This window comes from Amycolatopsis sp. WQ 127309 (assembly GCF_023023025.1).
GTDB lineage: Bacteria > Actinomycetota > Actinomycetes > Mycobacteriales > Pseudonocardiaceae > Amycolatopsis.
The window spans coordinates 1,463,709-1,478,408 of sequence record NZ_CP095481.1; the positions used below are offsets into that span (position 1 = coordinate 1,463,709).

General features: G+C 62.0%; 17 protein-coding genes, 1 tRNA gene and 1 pseudogene. 9 read left to right on the plus strand and 10 right to left on the minus strand.

Going from position 1 to position 14,700, the window contains the following annotated elements:
• The first annotated feature begins 1 nt into the window (after window position 1).
• The 5 genes from MUY22_RS06320 (at window position 2) to MUY22_RS06340 (ending at window position 5,434) form a co-directional block, all read left to right on the plus strand.
• Window positions 2-1,300 (plus strand): cytochrome P450, encoded by a 1,299-nt coding sequence (locus tag MUY22_RS06320; RefSeq protein ID WP_247058038.1) that lies wholly within the window; start codon window positions 2-4, stop codon window positions 1,298-1,300.
• Window positions 1,301-1,355: 55 nt separating this feature from the next.
• A complete protein-coding gene (locus MUY22_RS06325; RefSeq protein ID WP_247058040.1) occupies window positions 1,356-2,309 on the plus strand; it encodes an alpha/beta fold hydrolase in 954 nt (317 codons plus the stop codon).
• A 103-nt stretch (window positions 2,310-2,412) separates the two neighbouring features.
• Entirely contained in the window at window positions 2,413-3,360 is a 948-nt protein-coding gene (locus MUY22_RS06330) for a ParA family protein (RefSeq protein ID WP_247058042.1), read from the plus strand.
• Window positions 3,357-4,040, plus strand: a complete 684-nt coding sequence (locus tag MUY22_RS06335; RefSeq protein WP_247058044.1) for a hypothetical protein — start codon at window positions 3,357-3,359, stop codon at window positions 4,038-4,040. Before MUY22_RS06330 ends, MUY22_RS06335 begins: the two co-directional genes overlap by 4 nt.
• Before the next feature lie 5 nt (window positions 4,041-4,045).
• A complete protein-coding gene (locus tag MUY22_RS06340) occupies window positions 4,046-5,434 on the plus strand; it encodes a CBS domain-containing protein (protein WP_247058045.1) in 1,389 nt (462 codons plus the stop codon).
• A 599-nt stretch (window positions 5,435-6,033) separates the two neighbouring features.
• Here the strand turns inward: MUY22_RS06340 and MUY22_RS06345 are convergent.
• The 6 genes from MUY22_RS06345 to MUY22_RS06370 form a co-directional block, all read right to left on the minus strand.
• Complete coding sequence (locus tag MUY22_RS06345; RefSeq protein ID WP_247058048.1) at window positions 6,034-6,591, minus strand: DNA adenine methylase; 558 nt, start codon at window positions 6,589-6,591, stop codon at window positions 6,034-6,036.
• Window positions 6,592-6,659: 68 nt separating this feature from the next.
• Window positions 6,660-6,932, minus strand: coding sequence for a DNA adenine methylase (locus MUY22_RS06350; protein ID WP_247058049.1), 273 nt, complete (start codon window positions 6,930-6,932; stop codon window positions 6,660-6,662).
• Window positions 6,929-7,207, minus strand: a complete 279-nt coding sequence (locus tag MUY22_RS06355) for a hypothetical protein (RefSeq protein ID WP_247058051.1) — start codon at window positions 7,205-7,207, stop codon at window positions 6,929-6,931. The genes MUY22_RS06350 and MUY22_RS06355 overlap by 4 nt, the downstream gene beginning before the upstream one ends.
• Before the next feature lie 98 nt (window positions 7,208-7,305).
• Window positions 7,306-8,100, minus strand: coding sequence for a hypothetical protein (locus MUY22_RS06360; RefSeq protein ID WP_247058054.1), 795 nt, complete (start codon window positions 8,098-8,100; stop codon window positions 7,306-7,308).
• A 54-nt stretch (window positions 8,101-8,154) separates the two neighbouring features.
• Complete coding sequence (locus MUY22_RS06365; RefSeq protein ID WP_247058056.1) at window positions 8,155-8,460, minus strand: ParB N-terminal domain-containing protein; 306 nt, start codon at window positions 8,458-8,460, stop codon at window positions 8,155-8,157.
• 383 nt (window positions 8,461-8,843) lie between these two features.
• Complete coding sequence (locus MUY22_RS06370; RefSeq protein ID WP_247058058.1) at window positions 8,844-9,029, minus strand: hypothetical protein; 186 nt, start codon at window positions 9,027-9,029, stop codon at window positions 8,844-8,846.
• A gap of 79 nt (window positions 9,030-9,108) precedes the next feature.
• Here MUY22_RS06370 and MUY22_RS06375 point away from each other — a divergent pair, with 79 nt between their 5' ends.
• On the plus strand, window positions 9,109-9,948 hold the full coding sequence (locus MUY22_RS06375) for a hypothetical protein (RefSeq protein ID WP_247058060.1): 840 nt from the start codon (window positions 9,109-9,111) through the stop codon (window positions 9,946-9,948).
• A gap of 4 nt (window positions 9,949-9,952) precedes the next feature.
• Here the strand turns inward: MUY22_RS06375 and MUY22_RS06380 are convergent, their stop codons facing one another.
• Complete coding sequence (locus MUY22_RS06380) at window positions 9,953-10,330, minus strand: hypothetical protein (protein ID WP_247058062.1); 378 nt, start codon at window positions 10,328-10,330, stop codon at window positions 9,953-9,955.
• Window positions 10,331-10,686: 356 nt separating this feature from the next.
• Here MUY22_RS06380 and MUY22_RS06385 point away from each other — a divergent pair, with 356 nt between their 5' ends.
• Both MUY22_RS06385 and MUY22_RS06390 read left to right on the plus strand, forming a co-directional pair.
• A complete protein-coding gene (locus tag MUY22_RS06385) occupies window positions 10,687-11,451 on the plus strand; it encodes a hypothetical protein (protein ID WP_247058064.1) in 765 nt (254 codons plus the stop codon).
• 116 nt (window positions 11,452-11,567) lie between these two features.
• The gene (locus MUY22_RS06390) at window positions 11,568-12,053 is read left to right on the plus strand and encodes a hypothetical protein (RefSeq protein WP_247058066.1); all 486 of its coding nucleotides are present in this window, start codon (window positions 11,568-11,570) and stop codon (window positions 12,051-12,053) included.
• Between the two features lie 64 nt (window positions 12,054-12,117).
• On the opposite strand, the gene MUY22_RS06395 is transcribed toward MUY22_RS06390, so the two are convergent.
• Window positions 12,118-12,294, minus strand: a complete 177-nt coding sequence (locus MUY22_RS06395) for a hypothetical protein (RefSeq protein ID WP_247058068.1) — start codon at window positions 12,292-12,294, stop codon at window positions 12,118-12,120.
• Window positions 12,295-12,590: 296 nt separating this feature from the next.
• Between MUY22_RS06395 and MUY22_RS49710 the strand changes: the two are divergent.
• Window positions 12,591-12,926, plus strand: a pseudogene (locus tag MUY22_RS49710) (recombinase family protein); the annotation flags it as partial.
• A 689-nt stretch (window positions 12,927-13,615) separates the two neighbouring features.
• Here MUY22_RS49710 and MUY22_RS06400 read toward each other — a convergent pair.
• Together MUY22_RS06400 and glpR are read right to left on the minus strand one after the other, a co-directional pair.
• Window positions 13,616-13,688, minus strand: a tRNA-Ala gene (locus MUY22_RS06400).
• Window positions 13,689-13,741: 53 nt separating this feature from the next.
• Window positions 13,742-14,620: a gephyrin-like molybdotransferase receptor GlpR gene (gene glpR / locus MUY22_RS06405; RefSeq protein ID WP_247058071.1), complete on the minus strand. Its 879-nt coding sequence runs from the start codon at window positions 14,618-14,620 to the stop codon at window positions 13,742-13,744.
• Window positions 14,621-14,700 lie beyond the last annotated feature (80 nt).

The following is a 14,700-nucleotide window of genomic DNA, read 5'->3' on the forward strand; positions in this document are numbered from 1 at the left end:
CATGACCGTCCCGGTCGCGCCGGGCCGGTGGCCTTTTCTCGGGCACACCCCGGCGCTCTTGCGGCGACGCTTCGTATTCACCGACGCATTGCGCGAACACGGCGAGATCGTCAAGGTTTATCTCGGCCCGTCGCCCACGTACTTCGTCACCAGCCCGCGGCTGAGCCACGAGGTGCTGGTCACGGCCGGGCCGAAGTTCCGCAAGGGCGCCATGTTCGACAAGTTCCGGCCGTTCGTCGGCAACGGCTTGGTGCTTTCGAACGGTGACTTCCACCTGCGGCAGCGACGGCTGATGCAGCCGGCGTTCCACCGCGACCGCCTGACCGCGTACGTGGAGACCATGCGCCACGCGGCGGCCGAGCTGAGCGACTCGTGGCAGCCGGGCGAGGTGCGGAAGATCGACGAAGACCTGCAGGGGCTGGCGGTGACGATCGTCGGCGAGGCCCTGTTCTCCACCGAGCTCGGAAAAGAGGCGATCGCCGAAGCACGCCGTTCCATCTACGTGATCATCCAGCAGGGCATGATTCGCGCACTGTCGCCGAAGTTCGTCGAAAAGCTGCCGATCCCCGGGAACCGCCGGTTCGACGAAGCCATCACCCGGATGCAGGCGATCGTGCTGGCGGTGATCCGCGAGTGGCGGGCCGACGGCGTCGACCGCGGCGACCTGTTGTCGATGCTGCTGCTGGCCGGCATGACCGACGAGCAGGCACGCGACGAGGTCCTCACCCTGCTCACGGCCGGGATCGAGACGACCGCGCTCGCGCTGTCCTGGATGTTCCACGAGCTGGGCCGCAACCCGGACGTCGAAGGGCGGGTGCACGCCGAAGTCGACGAGGTGCTGGCCGGCCGTCCGGTCACGGGCGACGATCTGCACCGGCTGGTCTACGTCCGGCAGGTCGTCGACGAGGTGCTGCGCCAGTACCCGCTCTGGATGCTGATGCGCCGCACCCTCACGGAAGTCCGGCTCGGCGACGAGCGGCTGCCGGAGGGCGCCGAGGTGATCGTCAGCCCACACGCGCTGCACCACGATCCCGTCAGCTTCGAGGCCCCGGAGACGTTCGATCCCGGCCGCTGGTCGCCGGAGCGGGCGAAGCAGCTGCCGAAGGGCGCGTTCATCCCGTTCGGGGCGGGCACCCGGCAGTGCGTCGGGAACGTCTTCGCCCAGAACGAAATCGTCATCACGGTGGCCACGGTGGCCGCACACTGGCGGCTGGTCCCGGTCCCGGGCCGCCCGGTGCGCGTCAAGTTCACCTCGGCCGCCTACCCCGAAAGCCTGCCGATGACGGCAGTCCGTCGCTAGTTGGAGGTAGTTCTCCTTGCTTCGCCAAGCTTTCCGCCGCCTTTGTGCTGCCCTGTTGCTGACCGCGGCGGCGCTCGCCGTGCCAACCCCGGCCCAGGCGGACACGGTCACCTGCCAGGACCTGTACGTCCCGGTAGCACTCGGCCAGATGCACGGCCGCCTCTGCGCCCCGTCCCAGGCCAAGACGGTGGTGGTCCTGATCCCGGGCGGCACGTACAACGCGTCCTATTGGGACATCGCCTACACCCCGGAGCTGCGTTCGTTCCGCCTGGCGATGAACCAGGCAGGCGTCGCGACCCTGGCGGTCGACCGCATGGGCACGGGCTCAAGCTCCAAACCCCTGAGCGCCCTCCTGTCGGCAACGGTCCAAGCGAACGCGGTCCACCAGGTGATCCAGTCGATCCGAGCGCGCTTCACGAAGGTGATCGTCGGCGGCCACTCGATCGGCGCGGCCATGGCGATGATCGAGGCAGGCACCTTCCACGACGTAGACGGCGTCCTGGTGACGGACATGACGCACCGGATGAACTACGTCACGGTGATCCCGGTGCTGGCGAACATGATCCCCGCACCCCTCGACCCCCGCCTGTCGAGCCGCGGCCTGGACGTCGGCTACCTGACGACGTCCCCGGGAACCCGCTACACGGCCTTCCACACCCCAGGCCCGAACGACGCGGGAGCGATCGCCTACGACGAGTCCACAAAGGACGTCTTCGCGGCGACGGAGGCGGTGGACACGATCGCGTTGACCACGGTGATCATCCCGGCATCCCTGCAGATCACGGTCCCGGTCCTGTTGGTGGTAGGCAACGACCCCCACTTCTGTGGCCCGTTGGCGAGCGACTGCTCGTCCGCGGAGGCGTTGCGAGCATCAGAGGCCCCGTTCTTCGCCCCGGCTGCCCGCCTCCAGACATACATCCTGAACGGCTACGGCCACGCGATCAACTACGCCCCGAACGCGGGAACGTACTTCGCCCAGGTGACGAACTGGCTGAAGACCTCGCTCTGACAGACAGAAACAGGACAAGCAATTGCCAGTTCGATGACACCCCCGCTCGCCGCCGCGGCATCTGCGAAAGTCGTAGACCGAATCGGCGAGCGGGGAGAAGCCTATGCGGGTCGTAGCGGTCATGAACTACAAGGGCGGCGTGGGCAAGACGACCCTCACCGCAAACCTGGGAGCGGTAGCCGCCGCCCGCGGCCTGCGCGTGCTGCTCCTCGACCTCGATCCGCAGACCAACCTGACTTTCTCGTTCTACTCGATCGACGATTGGCACCACCAGCTCAAAGACAGCAACCGGACGATCAAGCAGTGGTACGAGGGTGAGCTGCCCGGAAGGGACATCCCCCTGGCCGACCTCGTCGTCACGCCGGAGCGGGTCAACAAGGTTCTCGACGGCACCGGCGGCCGCGTCGACCTGATCTCCTCACACCTCGGCCTCATCGACATCGACCTGCAACTCGCTGCGCTGCTGGGCGGGGCGACCACCATCGAAGGCTCGAAGCGGCGGTTCCTGGACCTGCACAGCTGCCTGCGGCACGCGTTGCGGGACAACCACTTCACCCAGTACGACCTGGTACTCATCGACTGCGCGCCCAACTTCGGCATCGTCACGAAGACGGCGATCGTCGCCAGCGAGCAGGTCCTCGTACCGGCCAAGGCGGACTACCTGTCCACCTTGGGGCTGGACTACCTGGTGGGCAACTGTGCCGAGCTGGTCCGGCAGTTCAACGACTTCGTCAGTCACAAGGGCGGCAGCGAGGAGTACCGGCCGATCGATCCCGGCATCCTGGGGGTGGTGTTCACCATGGTGCAGATCTACTCGCAGCAGGTGACTCTCGCTCAGCACGCCTACATCGAAGAAGTGCGCCTGAACTCGCGCGTACCCGTGCTGGACAGCAGGATCCGCAACAGCCCACGTCACTTCGGAGACGCGGGTGAGAGCGGCGTGCCGGCGATGCTGCGCACCGCGGGCAGGGACGAGGTGGTCCGGGAGTTCGACCAGCTGGCCGACGAGGTCCTGGGTTCGCTCGGCCTGACATCGGGTGGTCACCGATGAGCGACTTGAAGAAGTTCGTCGCCCTCCAGGCCCAGCTGTTCGCCTTCCTGACCGAACAGGATGAAACCACCCTGGAAGCGATCGCCGCCGGAACGGCCCAATTGGCCGTTGTCGGCGCCGAGGTTTCCGTGACGCCGTCCAAGGATCCGCTGCAAGTCGCGCAAAACCTGTCGAGACTCTCATCCGAAGACACCAGGCGGCGCCACCTGACGGAGTGTGACCTCAGCGCGAAAGACCTGAAGAAGGTCGCCAAGTCGCTCGGGATTCGTGGCTACAGCGCCTTCACCAAACCCAAGCTCGTCGACCTGCTCGCCGGCCACGGTCAGAGCCAGGCCACAGCCGAACCGGAGGCCCCGACACCACCACCTCGGGCTCCGGTTCGCAACGAACCGGCGGTCGAGCGACGGGTCGCCCCGCGAGAACCCGAGCCGTCGACCGGACCGGTGAACCCGGACGTCGACGTGGCTGCCATCGCCACGAGCCTTCGCGAGACCGAGACCGAGGAAGAAGGCGCGGCCTACCTCCACGCTCAGCACCTGGACCGGGAGAGCCTGCTCGCGGTGGCGGCGGAGTTGCAGCTCACGCGGGTGAGCCGGCTGAGCCAGACCGAACTCGAGAAGCGCGTGCTGAAGCAGGCGATCGGTGCGCGGCGCAAGTTCGCCGGCCTGCGGAAGTGGTGAGCCCGGTGGCCGGCGGGACGGAGACACCGGACGAACAGGCCGGCGGGCGCTCGATGCACTTGATCGGCGAACGCCGGGTCATGGTCTCGGACCTGCTGGAGGCCGGGCTGCTGGAGCCCGGCGCGAAGCTCCGGTTCAAGCGCAACCGCATCGGCGCGACGTTCGACGCGACGGTGACCGACAAGGGGCGCATCCGGCTCGAGCCCGGTGGCGAGGAGTTCCGCACGCCCTCACGAGCGGCCATGGTGGCGGCCGGCATGCGGGCGGTCGACGGCTGGCGGGCGTGGCGGGTGGTCGACCAGGACCGGCTGCTGGACGTCGTCCGCCAAGAGCTGCTCGATCGGGCGATTTCCCGGGTGACCCAGCCGCAGACCGACGACGTGGAGCGTCAGCGCATCCACGAGCGCCTGAGGCGGGCACGCACGCGCGCCGACGAAAACGCCCCCGAGCAGATCTCCGTCCGCGAACTCCTGTCGTACTGGGGAACGAAGGAGCGCGGCGACCAGGTCAGCCAGATCGAAGCGGATCTGGCCAACCACGGATTGGTGACTTCACCCAGTTTCCGAGCCGTCACCCTCGACACGATGGTCTCCCTGATCACGCCGACCGACGAACCGGAGGGGAAGCCCGAAGTCCTCGACGAACTACCGGTCACCGAGGACGACGAGGGCGACGACGACCTGAACGTCCGCCTGACGGTGGGCAACTTGTCACCGCTGGAGGGCGTGGAGTTCGTCGGGCCGAACAGCACGCTCCACGAAGCGATCACGAAGATGGTCATCAACGACTACTCGCAGCTGGCCGTCCTCAGCGGCCCCCGCAACCCACGCGGCGCCCTGACGTGGCGCTCGATAGCACAGGCACTGCACCAGAAACCGGACGCGACGGTCGCCGACGCGACCATCACCCACGTGGAGGCCGTCGCGTACGACCGGGATCTCTTCGAGGTCCTTCCCGCACTGCAACGACACGAGTTCGTGTTCGTCACGAACGTCGGCAAAGAGGTAAAGGGCATAGTCACGACAGCGGACGTGGCCCGGCGCTACGGCGAGATGGCCACACCGTTCTTCCAGCTGGGCGAGCTGGACCAGACGCTCCGCTGGATCCTGAAAGGCGCCCTGGACCTGGCGACCGTCCAACCACTGTGCAGCAGAAAGATCAAGAGTTTCGACGACCTGGCCTTCGGCGACTACGAACACATCCTGGAGAACAAGGAAGTCTGGCAGAAGCTGGGCTGGCCACTGGACCGCCAGGTCTTCATCGCCCGCCTGGACGAGATCCGCAACATCCGCAACAAGGTGATGCACTTCCACCCGGACCCGATCCCCGAGGACGCCACCAAAACGCTGCGAAACTTCAACAGCCTGCTACACCACTACCGAGACCTGACCTGACAAACCACAGCCGAACGACCACGACAACGCAACCACACACGGGGGTCCGCCCCCCGGGCGGGGTCTGGGGGGTTGCACCCCCAGAAGACACAACGAAGAGAGCCCCATTCGCGCTTTCCGCGAACAGGGCTCTCCGACGATCGGAGTGGGCGCAGTTGAGGCCCTTGCGAAACGGGCAAAACAGATACACCGGATGCATCGGGCAGCATCTGAGGTACTAAACCACTCAGAGCTACAATCCCCCATTACACGGCGCTACCGCACCGCTCGACAGTTGCGGGCCGCGGAGATCGACCAACTGGTCCGCGACTATCGCAGCGGCGCAAACGTCTACCAGCTCGCGGAGCAGTACGGCATCAGCCGCGGGATCGTCGGCAAGCACCTGCGGAGCCGAGGCGTCGACACCCGGCCACCCGGCCTATACCCGAACGACGTGCCAGCGGCAGCGCATCTCTACCGAGACGGGTGGTCACTGCAGCGAGTCGCTGAGAAGTTTGGGACGACAGCGGACACAGTGCGAAGACGGTTGCTTGAGGCTGGCGTCGTGATGCGGGACACGCACGGACGGGAGCGGTAAGCGCGCCCAGCACGTCCGCTGCCTACTCAGGCGACCCGTTCGCTAGCCCTGCAGCAAGACCGGGCGGCACTTCGACACTATCCGAGAAGACCATGATTTCCTGAGCCTTAACTACACGATGAGCCGAGTAGTTCAAAGAGAACAAACTACTCCTTCGACTTGAATATAGCTCCTGCACCTGTGGAACATTATCGTAAGTGAGCACCCATTTCGCATCACAGTATCCATTAAGACAGTCAGCAAGCTTCGCATGGTCGTCGTCGCGAAACGAGTTCAGGTATAGCGAACCCGCTTTATCAAAATATGGCGGATCGGCGTATATGAAGGTGCTCGACCTTCGCGCGTACTTCCTAATGACTTTGATGCCATCAGTGTTTGTAACACTGATGCGTCGAGCATGGAGACCGATCACGCGCACCCGCTCAGCAAGGGCTTCCTTATTGAATCGCGCATCGATCTTATAATTTCCAGTTTGGTCCATGCCGCCGATTGGGCCGCCGTTGAGCACCCCGGAGCGATTTGTCCTGTTGAGATAAAAAGATGCAAAGCCAATGTCAAACGGATCCGCTGAGCCGTCCAAGTAGAGCTCCTTCTGCCGGGACCACTCTTTGACCGTAAGTTCAGCTCGCGAAATTCGTTCGCCAAACTTCACCGGCTCGGCAACGACTGCAGACCAAAAGAAAACACTGCCGGATCAAGGTCATTAATTACGATCCTTTGCACTTGCCCAGTCACCAGAAGCGCTAGCGCAGCTCCAGCACCGCCGGCATACGGCTCGACATATGTGCCTTGGGTCAGATTATTACAGCGAATAAAGTCCTTGAGCGACGAGAACAGAGAGCCTTTCCCGCCCGGATACCTCAGCGGCGAGATCGTGACACGGCGCAGCTGACTTTTCTTGCTTAGCGTTTCACTACTCATGGCGCGAGAATCACTTTCATCAGTTCATGCATTGTACTCCAGCAATTTCGTACATCTTCAGCTTCAGCATGAACCTTATGATTATGATTGATAGCGTTCAGCGCGTCAGTCGATGCAGAGTAGTAGCCGCTAACCTTGCCTGAATCCAACTTCTTCGCCACTTGAGCTAAAGGTCTATGCCCTACGTTGGGCAAGTAGTCGCCTAACCACTTCAGGCAGTGCGAGAGGAACACAAACCCCTGGACATTCTGCTTCTGCCGAATGTCTTCGCCCACCTTGTCGGCGTAGGACTTGATCGACTTCTCAAGAAAGGTCCTCAGGAGGTCCATTGTCGCGTTCGGATAAATGGTAATATTGATCCGGGACAGCTCGGCTAAGATGAGACCGACCGAGTCTGGAAAGCCTGAAGGAACCGACAGGGCTGAAGTATCAAGACTTGTAGGCCTCTTGGGTTTCTGACTCGACTTAGGCGCAGAACTAGGAGCTCCGCCACCGGGAGCTTGCCCCCAGAAGCACCCGAACTCGCGGGCGGTGGCACAGGATGTCCACTACCACGCGCACCACTACCCGGCGAGGGCGGAGAGGGATTTGATCCACCACCCGCGCCACCAGGTGGACCAGAACCCTGAGCAGTACTACTGCCCGCAGCACCACTGGCGCCGTCTTCGTTTAAGAACGCGCGAAGCTCGGTCAGGTACTCTTGGTATTTTGCGCCTGATGTCTTGTTGAGACTACGCGTATCGATTTTTCGAGACTTTATATCTCCAACAACTTTCTCTGCCAAGGCGCCGAAGGCTTCTTCAGGCAGACTACTCTCGACCACATAGTCGCCGTTGACAGAAAGACCCAGAATCCTCAGGAAGTCATTATTCGGATAAAGCCGCTCCAGTACCGAGACCGGGAACTTACGACTAGAGACGTAGCTCTTCAGGTCGAGGTCGACATAAGTTATCATCCGGAATTTCTCAAGAAAACGACTACGGAGGATAAACTTGCCAACTTCGACCGTGGGATACTGCGCGATCAACTCAAGCGGGGTTTTGCCAGCTTCAAGCTGCGCCTGAAAGAAAGCAGCTTGACGATTCGGAGACCACGAGCGCCGCTGCGTCCCTGTATGTATAGCGCCGATTAACTGACTAGCATCATCTTCACTCGGCGCAAGTTTCACATTAATCGTTCTTAACGAATCTCTGTTAGGAATATCTGCAGCTATTTTTGTGATCTACTGATAGAACTGTGGAGCAAGGTATGGGTTCTGGATCGACTTCAGTGCCGCGACCCGTCGGTTCCCTTCCGCAACCACAAGCTTCTTATTTCTACGAACAACGATGGGGATCTCATGAGTCAGATACCCCACCTTGGCGATCCCGTCCACCAGGTCCAGGACCTTCTCGTTACTGAAGAGGTCCTGCATGATGTCACCCTCAGTGACCCCATCCGACAGCTCAAGCCGGACGTTGTGCGGATCGAGCTGGAGGTCGTCAAGCACATCGACACTCAGCTCTTTCCGTGTCGACATGTCAATCATCGACAACCTCCGTCAGCTCTCGCGGCCAGTTCCTGCCACTTCCCTCGATCTTGTCCACCTTAGTGCGCTCACCCTATGCAACAGTACGTCGCCACTGCTCCGATCAGGTGATGATCCACCAGGCGGGTACCAATATCGCTAAAGCCCAAGGTTTGTTACAAGTCCCGAACTACGAACGACGGCCCCATGCCTCTGCTCCGAAGTCAGGCAGCAAACTGCGGAAGCGGCAATTCTTACGGTACGAGCTGCGTCCGACCTGACTGCTACATCTATCTGCGATGGAAGCCTGCCAGGACTCGGCCCGCGGGCCACCATGACGACGACCTGCGCAAACTTCCGCAAGGTCCGAGTGCCGCCCCAGAGAGACCGGGGCGGCACCACAGCTACTCGGACAACGCGCCGTACAGCAGCATGACGGCGCTCGCCACGCCAAGTGCCTTCTGCCAGCCGCGCGGCAGCAGTCCCAGCGAAGCTGCGGCAGTGGCCAGCGCGAGCCACTTACGCAAGTCGCCTGAAGAGCCAGCTGACCTACTCATCGTAATCACCTCCTTACGTTCCCCTTGTTTCAACGTGCACTCCTACAGTGAAACCCCAGCACCTAGCCGAGCACCAGCGCAGTTGGCGACCAATCTGGTGTAATCTCCATAGATGCGGCTGCCCACCGAGCCAGTGACAATCGACGACCTCGTTGCGGACGCCGCCGTGGCAGGCCACCAGGTCAGCGTCCGACTTATCCGCGACTGGACCGAGCGGGGCCTGCTCGACTACCCACAGCACCGACCAGCCGGCAAGGGACATGGCTCAAAGCCGGCGCTCTACAGCGGGAACCAGCGCAGCCTGTTCCTGACCCTGTTGGGCAAGCGACGCGAAGCTGGATCGATCCGCAGCTTGGCCCGGATCCCGGTGTTCACCTGGATGTACTTCGGCGACGAGCACGTCCCGCTACACCAGGCCCGACGAGCCTTTATGACTTGGCTCGGCGACGCGCGAACGAGTAGGCAACGGGCGAAGACAAGTGCGCAGGCCCTACTCATGCAGCTCGACCACCCGGGCGCCTCCACAAGAGCACGACGCGAACTCTTAGCTCAGCTGACTGAGGTCGCCTACACTGGTACTACCAATTTGAGCCAGCTGGAACACGCGGTCCGTGCGGTCTTCGAACCCGGCGGGTCACCAATCCGCCGAGCTGTCGGACACCCGAGCGCAGCGCTGACTGCCAACTCGGCCGTTCACTTGATCCGAGCGCGATTGACCGCATACCGCCTGCTGGCAGCCGAGGCCATTCCAGACGAGTTGTTCGTCGAGGCCCGACAGGAGCACCTCATGCACCTGGGGCGCTACCAGCTGGAGCAGCCGATGCTCGCTACTGGTTCACCGGCCGATCGACCACAGATGTACGAGGTACTCAGCACCTCAGACCTGTTCAACAGCTGCTGTGACCATTTGCTGACGACCATTGGCCTGAAGCTGGCGCAGGGTTCCGATTAGTCCCTCACGGCCGACCGTGCAGCTTGAAGACGTCCTGGACCTGCTGGGCCCAGAAGAGGTACGGCTCTTCGAAACGGTAACCGAGGCTCCTGGCCATATCGTAGAACCCGGCGCCCGGTTCCTTGTCGCCGTACTTGTGAGTCACGATCGAGGTCAAGGCTGGTCGACGAGCCGCGCACTCGGCCTCAAAGACTGCGCCGAGCAGGTGATTCATCAGCGCCGAGTAGGGATCAAGCTTGACCGCGGTCACCTGGCCAGCGACCTCGCCATACCAGGTCATCCGGCGATCGTAGGCAGCCTCGAGGATGGCCGTGCGGACCTCATCCTTTGCAACCTGCCACTGATCATCAGCCAAGCCGAACTGCGCACCCGACCTGCGCATAGCGTCTCCTTCGTTGACGACTTCCCTGAAGCAGGTTGTCACGATACCTTCGCGGCTAGTCGAAGGGCCCTGTCAGAAGCCGCAGATACTCCGCTGGTAGCTGTGCTCCGCACAGCAATATGGTGCGCAAATTTCCGGCAATATAGCCCACCCGTCAGAACGCACGACCATTCGACCATTGGGGTGATCACCGTAACAGCAGCCCAGAGAGGTACGAATAGAGGGGAGCCCAGCCGAAGAGGACACGAGGGATGACTCAAGTGACTACACCAAGCGCGCCAACTTCGACGAAGCGCAGAGTCTTTATCGCATTGGGAAGTCTGATCGTATTCGTCCTCGGAGGAGTCACCACAGTCGTGCTCCAGCGCTATATACCAGCCCTGCTTCCGCCTCTGGACAGCGCCGTAGGCTACCAACCTCTCGCAGCCAACAAGATCGCATGGCCCAGGCTAAACAGATGTGACGATTCAACCGTTGTTGCAATGTCAGCCGGCTCCATCGCTTCACCTGCAAATATCAAACACGGTGACGAAATGGAAGATCCACGCGACACTGTTATCACCGCAGGCGGAGGTTCATACCTCGACGGAAGCCTGACCGTGGCACTCGCGACCCGAGATACGACCACGGCACAGATCACTGGCCTTCGCGCTAAAATATTTAGGACTTTTGATACGCCAGTGGCTTGGATCCTAAATGCCGGCGGTGGTGGATGTGGCGGCATAGATATCCGTCTGTTTGAAGCGCGACTCGACGAGGGAGGCCGCATCCTGGACCGGGGCGTTCAGCAGTCGCAGGAGCAACCCAGTGCCAATCCGCCAAAGAAGCAGCCCTTAGGTACTGGTTTCACCGTGTCCGGCGGAGATCAAACACAACTTCTCGTAGAGGCCAAGTCGTGCAAACACTCGTACACGTGGGGATTGGAGATCGACTACATCGTCGCTGGCCAAAAGTACACGTACAGGTTAGGGACCCCCGAAGAGCCCCTGATTTCCCTGGGCCGCAGAGACAAGAGCACGAAGCTCTACGTCGGCAGCGACGGATTCGATCAACAGCCGCCGACCGTCAAGGAGTTCGGTTCACGTAACCTGCAAGGAGAGGACTCATGCCAGCCAGCCTAAGGCGTCGCGCGGACCGTCGCTCTGTTCTAAGCGCAATAGCAGTAGTGCTGACACTCGAATTGGCGACTGCGTGCAGTAGCCCCTCTCCAATTCCGCAAAATGACTCGCTGAACTTGATGACTGTCGACTGGATCAATGCGGTCGCGCCAGCAGACCTATGCTTCTCCTCAACGCCAGTGAAATTGCAAAATGGAATGGCGTCCATCCAAAGCTCGCAATGGGGTCCGCTAACCTATGGCCTGACCGATGCCGCGCCGACTTATGGCGATTTGACAGGTGACGGTAAGGACGAAATCGGCCTAAAGGTCTACCGCGTCCCCGAAGGCGCGGGTGGAAGTGGGATCATCGCGCAAGGTTTTGTAATCTTGGACGGCGCGAGCGGAACTGCGAAGTTGATCGGCAACGTCATAGCTGTTCACAGCAGTACACCGGGACTCAACAGTCCCGGTGTAAACCGTATAGATATTATACCGGGTGGCATCACTTCGTACGAGAAATTCTACACAGTCGATGATCCGTCATGCTGCCCAAGTCGCGATGCCGTCACCAACTGGACGTACCGGGACGGGAAGTTGAGTCATGGGACGACGGTCGACAAGTAAGGCCAACAGCTCTGAGCATACAACTGAGACAGATTTCAACGCAATGCCGAGATGCGCGAATGGCCTAGTCGTGATCCATAAACTGAGAGGCTGCGGCAAGAAATACCTCAAGAGCTTCGTGCATCTCACGAGCCGCATCGCTCAACAGGCGATACTCCGGCGCCGTGCCCGCCTCCGCTGCGCTGGCCCGATTATTCGCAGCGTTCAAGAGGAGCGCCATCGCCAACAGTAGTTTCTGCACAGCGGCTCCGACCTCTTTGGCCCTTCCAGCCTGACAACTTGACCACACTGAAATGCAGCATCGTACTTGATCTGAAGATCTTCTCTAATAGAATCTAGGGTTTCGAACTCTCCAGGCGCTGCGACCTGCCCTTTTTCCGGGATAATCTCAGAAATAGGTCCGATCAGGTTGCGCAGTTGCTCCACGCTAACCAAGAAGGCCACGTAGACTTCTCGCCGTACTTCGCGTCTCCATTTCTCGTGCTCCAAGTCGACTTGAATTTGTAACTGTTCACGCTGCCCTTGAAGCCTGTCGGCTTGACGACGATCTATCATATCCTGGCTAACCCGTACTACATGGGCATGGTCAGCTACCAAGGCATCCACTACGAAGGCAAACACCAGCCCCTAGTCGAGCCAGAAACATGGCTCGCCGTACAGGATGTACTCGCCGCCCATAACCACACCGGCGAGAAGGACCGAGTACATCGTCACTACTTGCGCAGCACGATCTATTGCTCGTCTTGCGGCGGTCGCCTGGTCTTCTCACGTCACCGTGGACGACGTGGCGGCACCTACGACTATTTTCTCTGTCTGAAGCGCAAGACCAAGGAGAACAACTGCCTACGACCGGGAGTGCGGGTCGAGCGCATCGAGGAGGGCATAGACCGCTTCTACGGCACGTTCCAGTTCAGCGCACATCTTATCGAGCAGACGCGTGCAGCCGTGCAGGCCGAGCACGCCGCAACTCAGGCTGAGGCCAGTCGCGGACTACGCCGCGCGCAGACCCACAAAGATCAGGCGCAAGACGAACGTCAGAAGCTGCTTGCCGCGCACTACGCTGGAGCCATCCCGCAAGATCTGCTCGCGACTGAGATGCAGCGACTCACTCGTGTCCTCGTGGACGCCGAGGCAGAGATTACAGCCGCAACAGCCTCGGCGGCGGACGTAGAGCGGACTCTCAGCGAGGCACTGGATGTCGCGGGCAGCTGCGAGCGTGCCTACCTGCTCGCCCCGGAGAGCATCAAGCGACAGATCAACCAGGGGCTGTTCGTCAAGCTGTTCATCGGTGAGGACAGCAGTGTCGAGCGGACAGAGCTAACCGAGCCGTTTGCGGCGCTGTTGAACAGTGCAACACCGATGCAGACGGCACCGGATCACCCGAGGACCGGCAAGACGGCGTCCCAGAACGGCATAGAGACGGTAAACGGTGGCCGAGAGACCGACCGGGCAGACGTGACCGCCGAGCCCATGTACGGCGCAACCACGGTGACGGAGGGCACAAAAACAACACGCCGAGCGAGAATTTCTCGTTCGGCGTGTTGTGAAAGACGTCTATCTAGTGGAGCTGAGGGGAATCGAACCCCTGACCTTCTCGATGCGAACGAGACGCGCTACCAACTGCGCTACAGCCCCTTGATCGTGCTCGTAGAGCTTAGCAGTGCCCTACGAGCACGACACGCGGGGGGTCACTCTCCGACGGCCCGGCGGTAAGGCCCGGTCCCGGGCTCGTCGAGCTCCTCGAACGCCGGGTCTTCGTCGTCCAGGTCGACGACGACCGCGCTGCGGCGGATGCGGGATGTCGGCGACGGGCGGCGTTCCACGATCTCGCGGCGGGCCGGCTCGACGACCTCCACGGCGGCGACGTCGTCGACCTCGTCCTCCGGCTCGACGTCGTCAACGGAAGCCGAAACCGACGGCCGGGGTCCGGGCTCCGACGGGCGTCGTGGGGCGCGCGTGCCGTTGTAGCGCGCGAGGCGGCGCTGGCGGATCTCCTCCTCGATGCGCACCTGGCGGCGCAGGTAGACGAGGTACCCGACCAGCACGACGTCGGCGACCGCGTGGCCCCACCAGACGAGCGGGAACAGGAAACCCGCGACGCCGGCGGTGATCACCGCGACGACGAGCAGGATGACGACGACGCGCTGCCGGAAGCTGTACTTCGCGCGGGCGGCCATCTCCGCCGCCTCGGGGTCGAAGCCGCCGCGGCCCGGCCGGTAGCCGGCCCGTTCGCGCTCGCGTTCGGCCCGCCGCTCGGCACGGCCCGGCTGTGGGAGCGGCTCGGGCTCTTCCTCGTCGAGGTCGTCGTCGAGTTCGAGCTCCGCCTCCAGCTCCGCGAGGTCGTCCTCGACCGAGGGCCGGGACTTCACCGGATTGGACTTGACGGGACTGTCGGACATGGCGAATTCCTCCCGGTCTTCGTTGCGTCCACCACCACTGCGCACGACCCTGGCCGCCAACGCGGAGTCAGCGGTCCTCGCGACCTGCTGCCGCCGGCGCGCGACCATGGGCACGAGTACGACGAGCCATGCCGCGGCGAGCGCGACGATGATCACGGAGCTGGGCATCCCCCGTCACCTCCCCCGAATCCTTCACCTGAAATCACGCTAGTCACAGGAGTAACAGATCGGGCGGAGGCTCGCCGGTT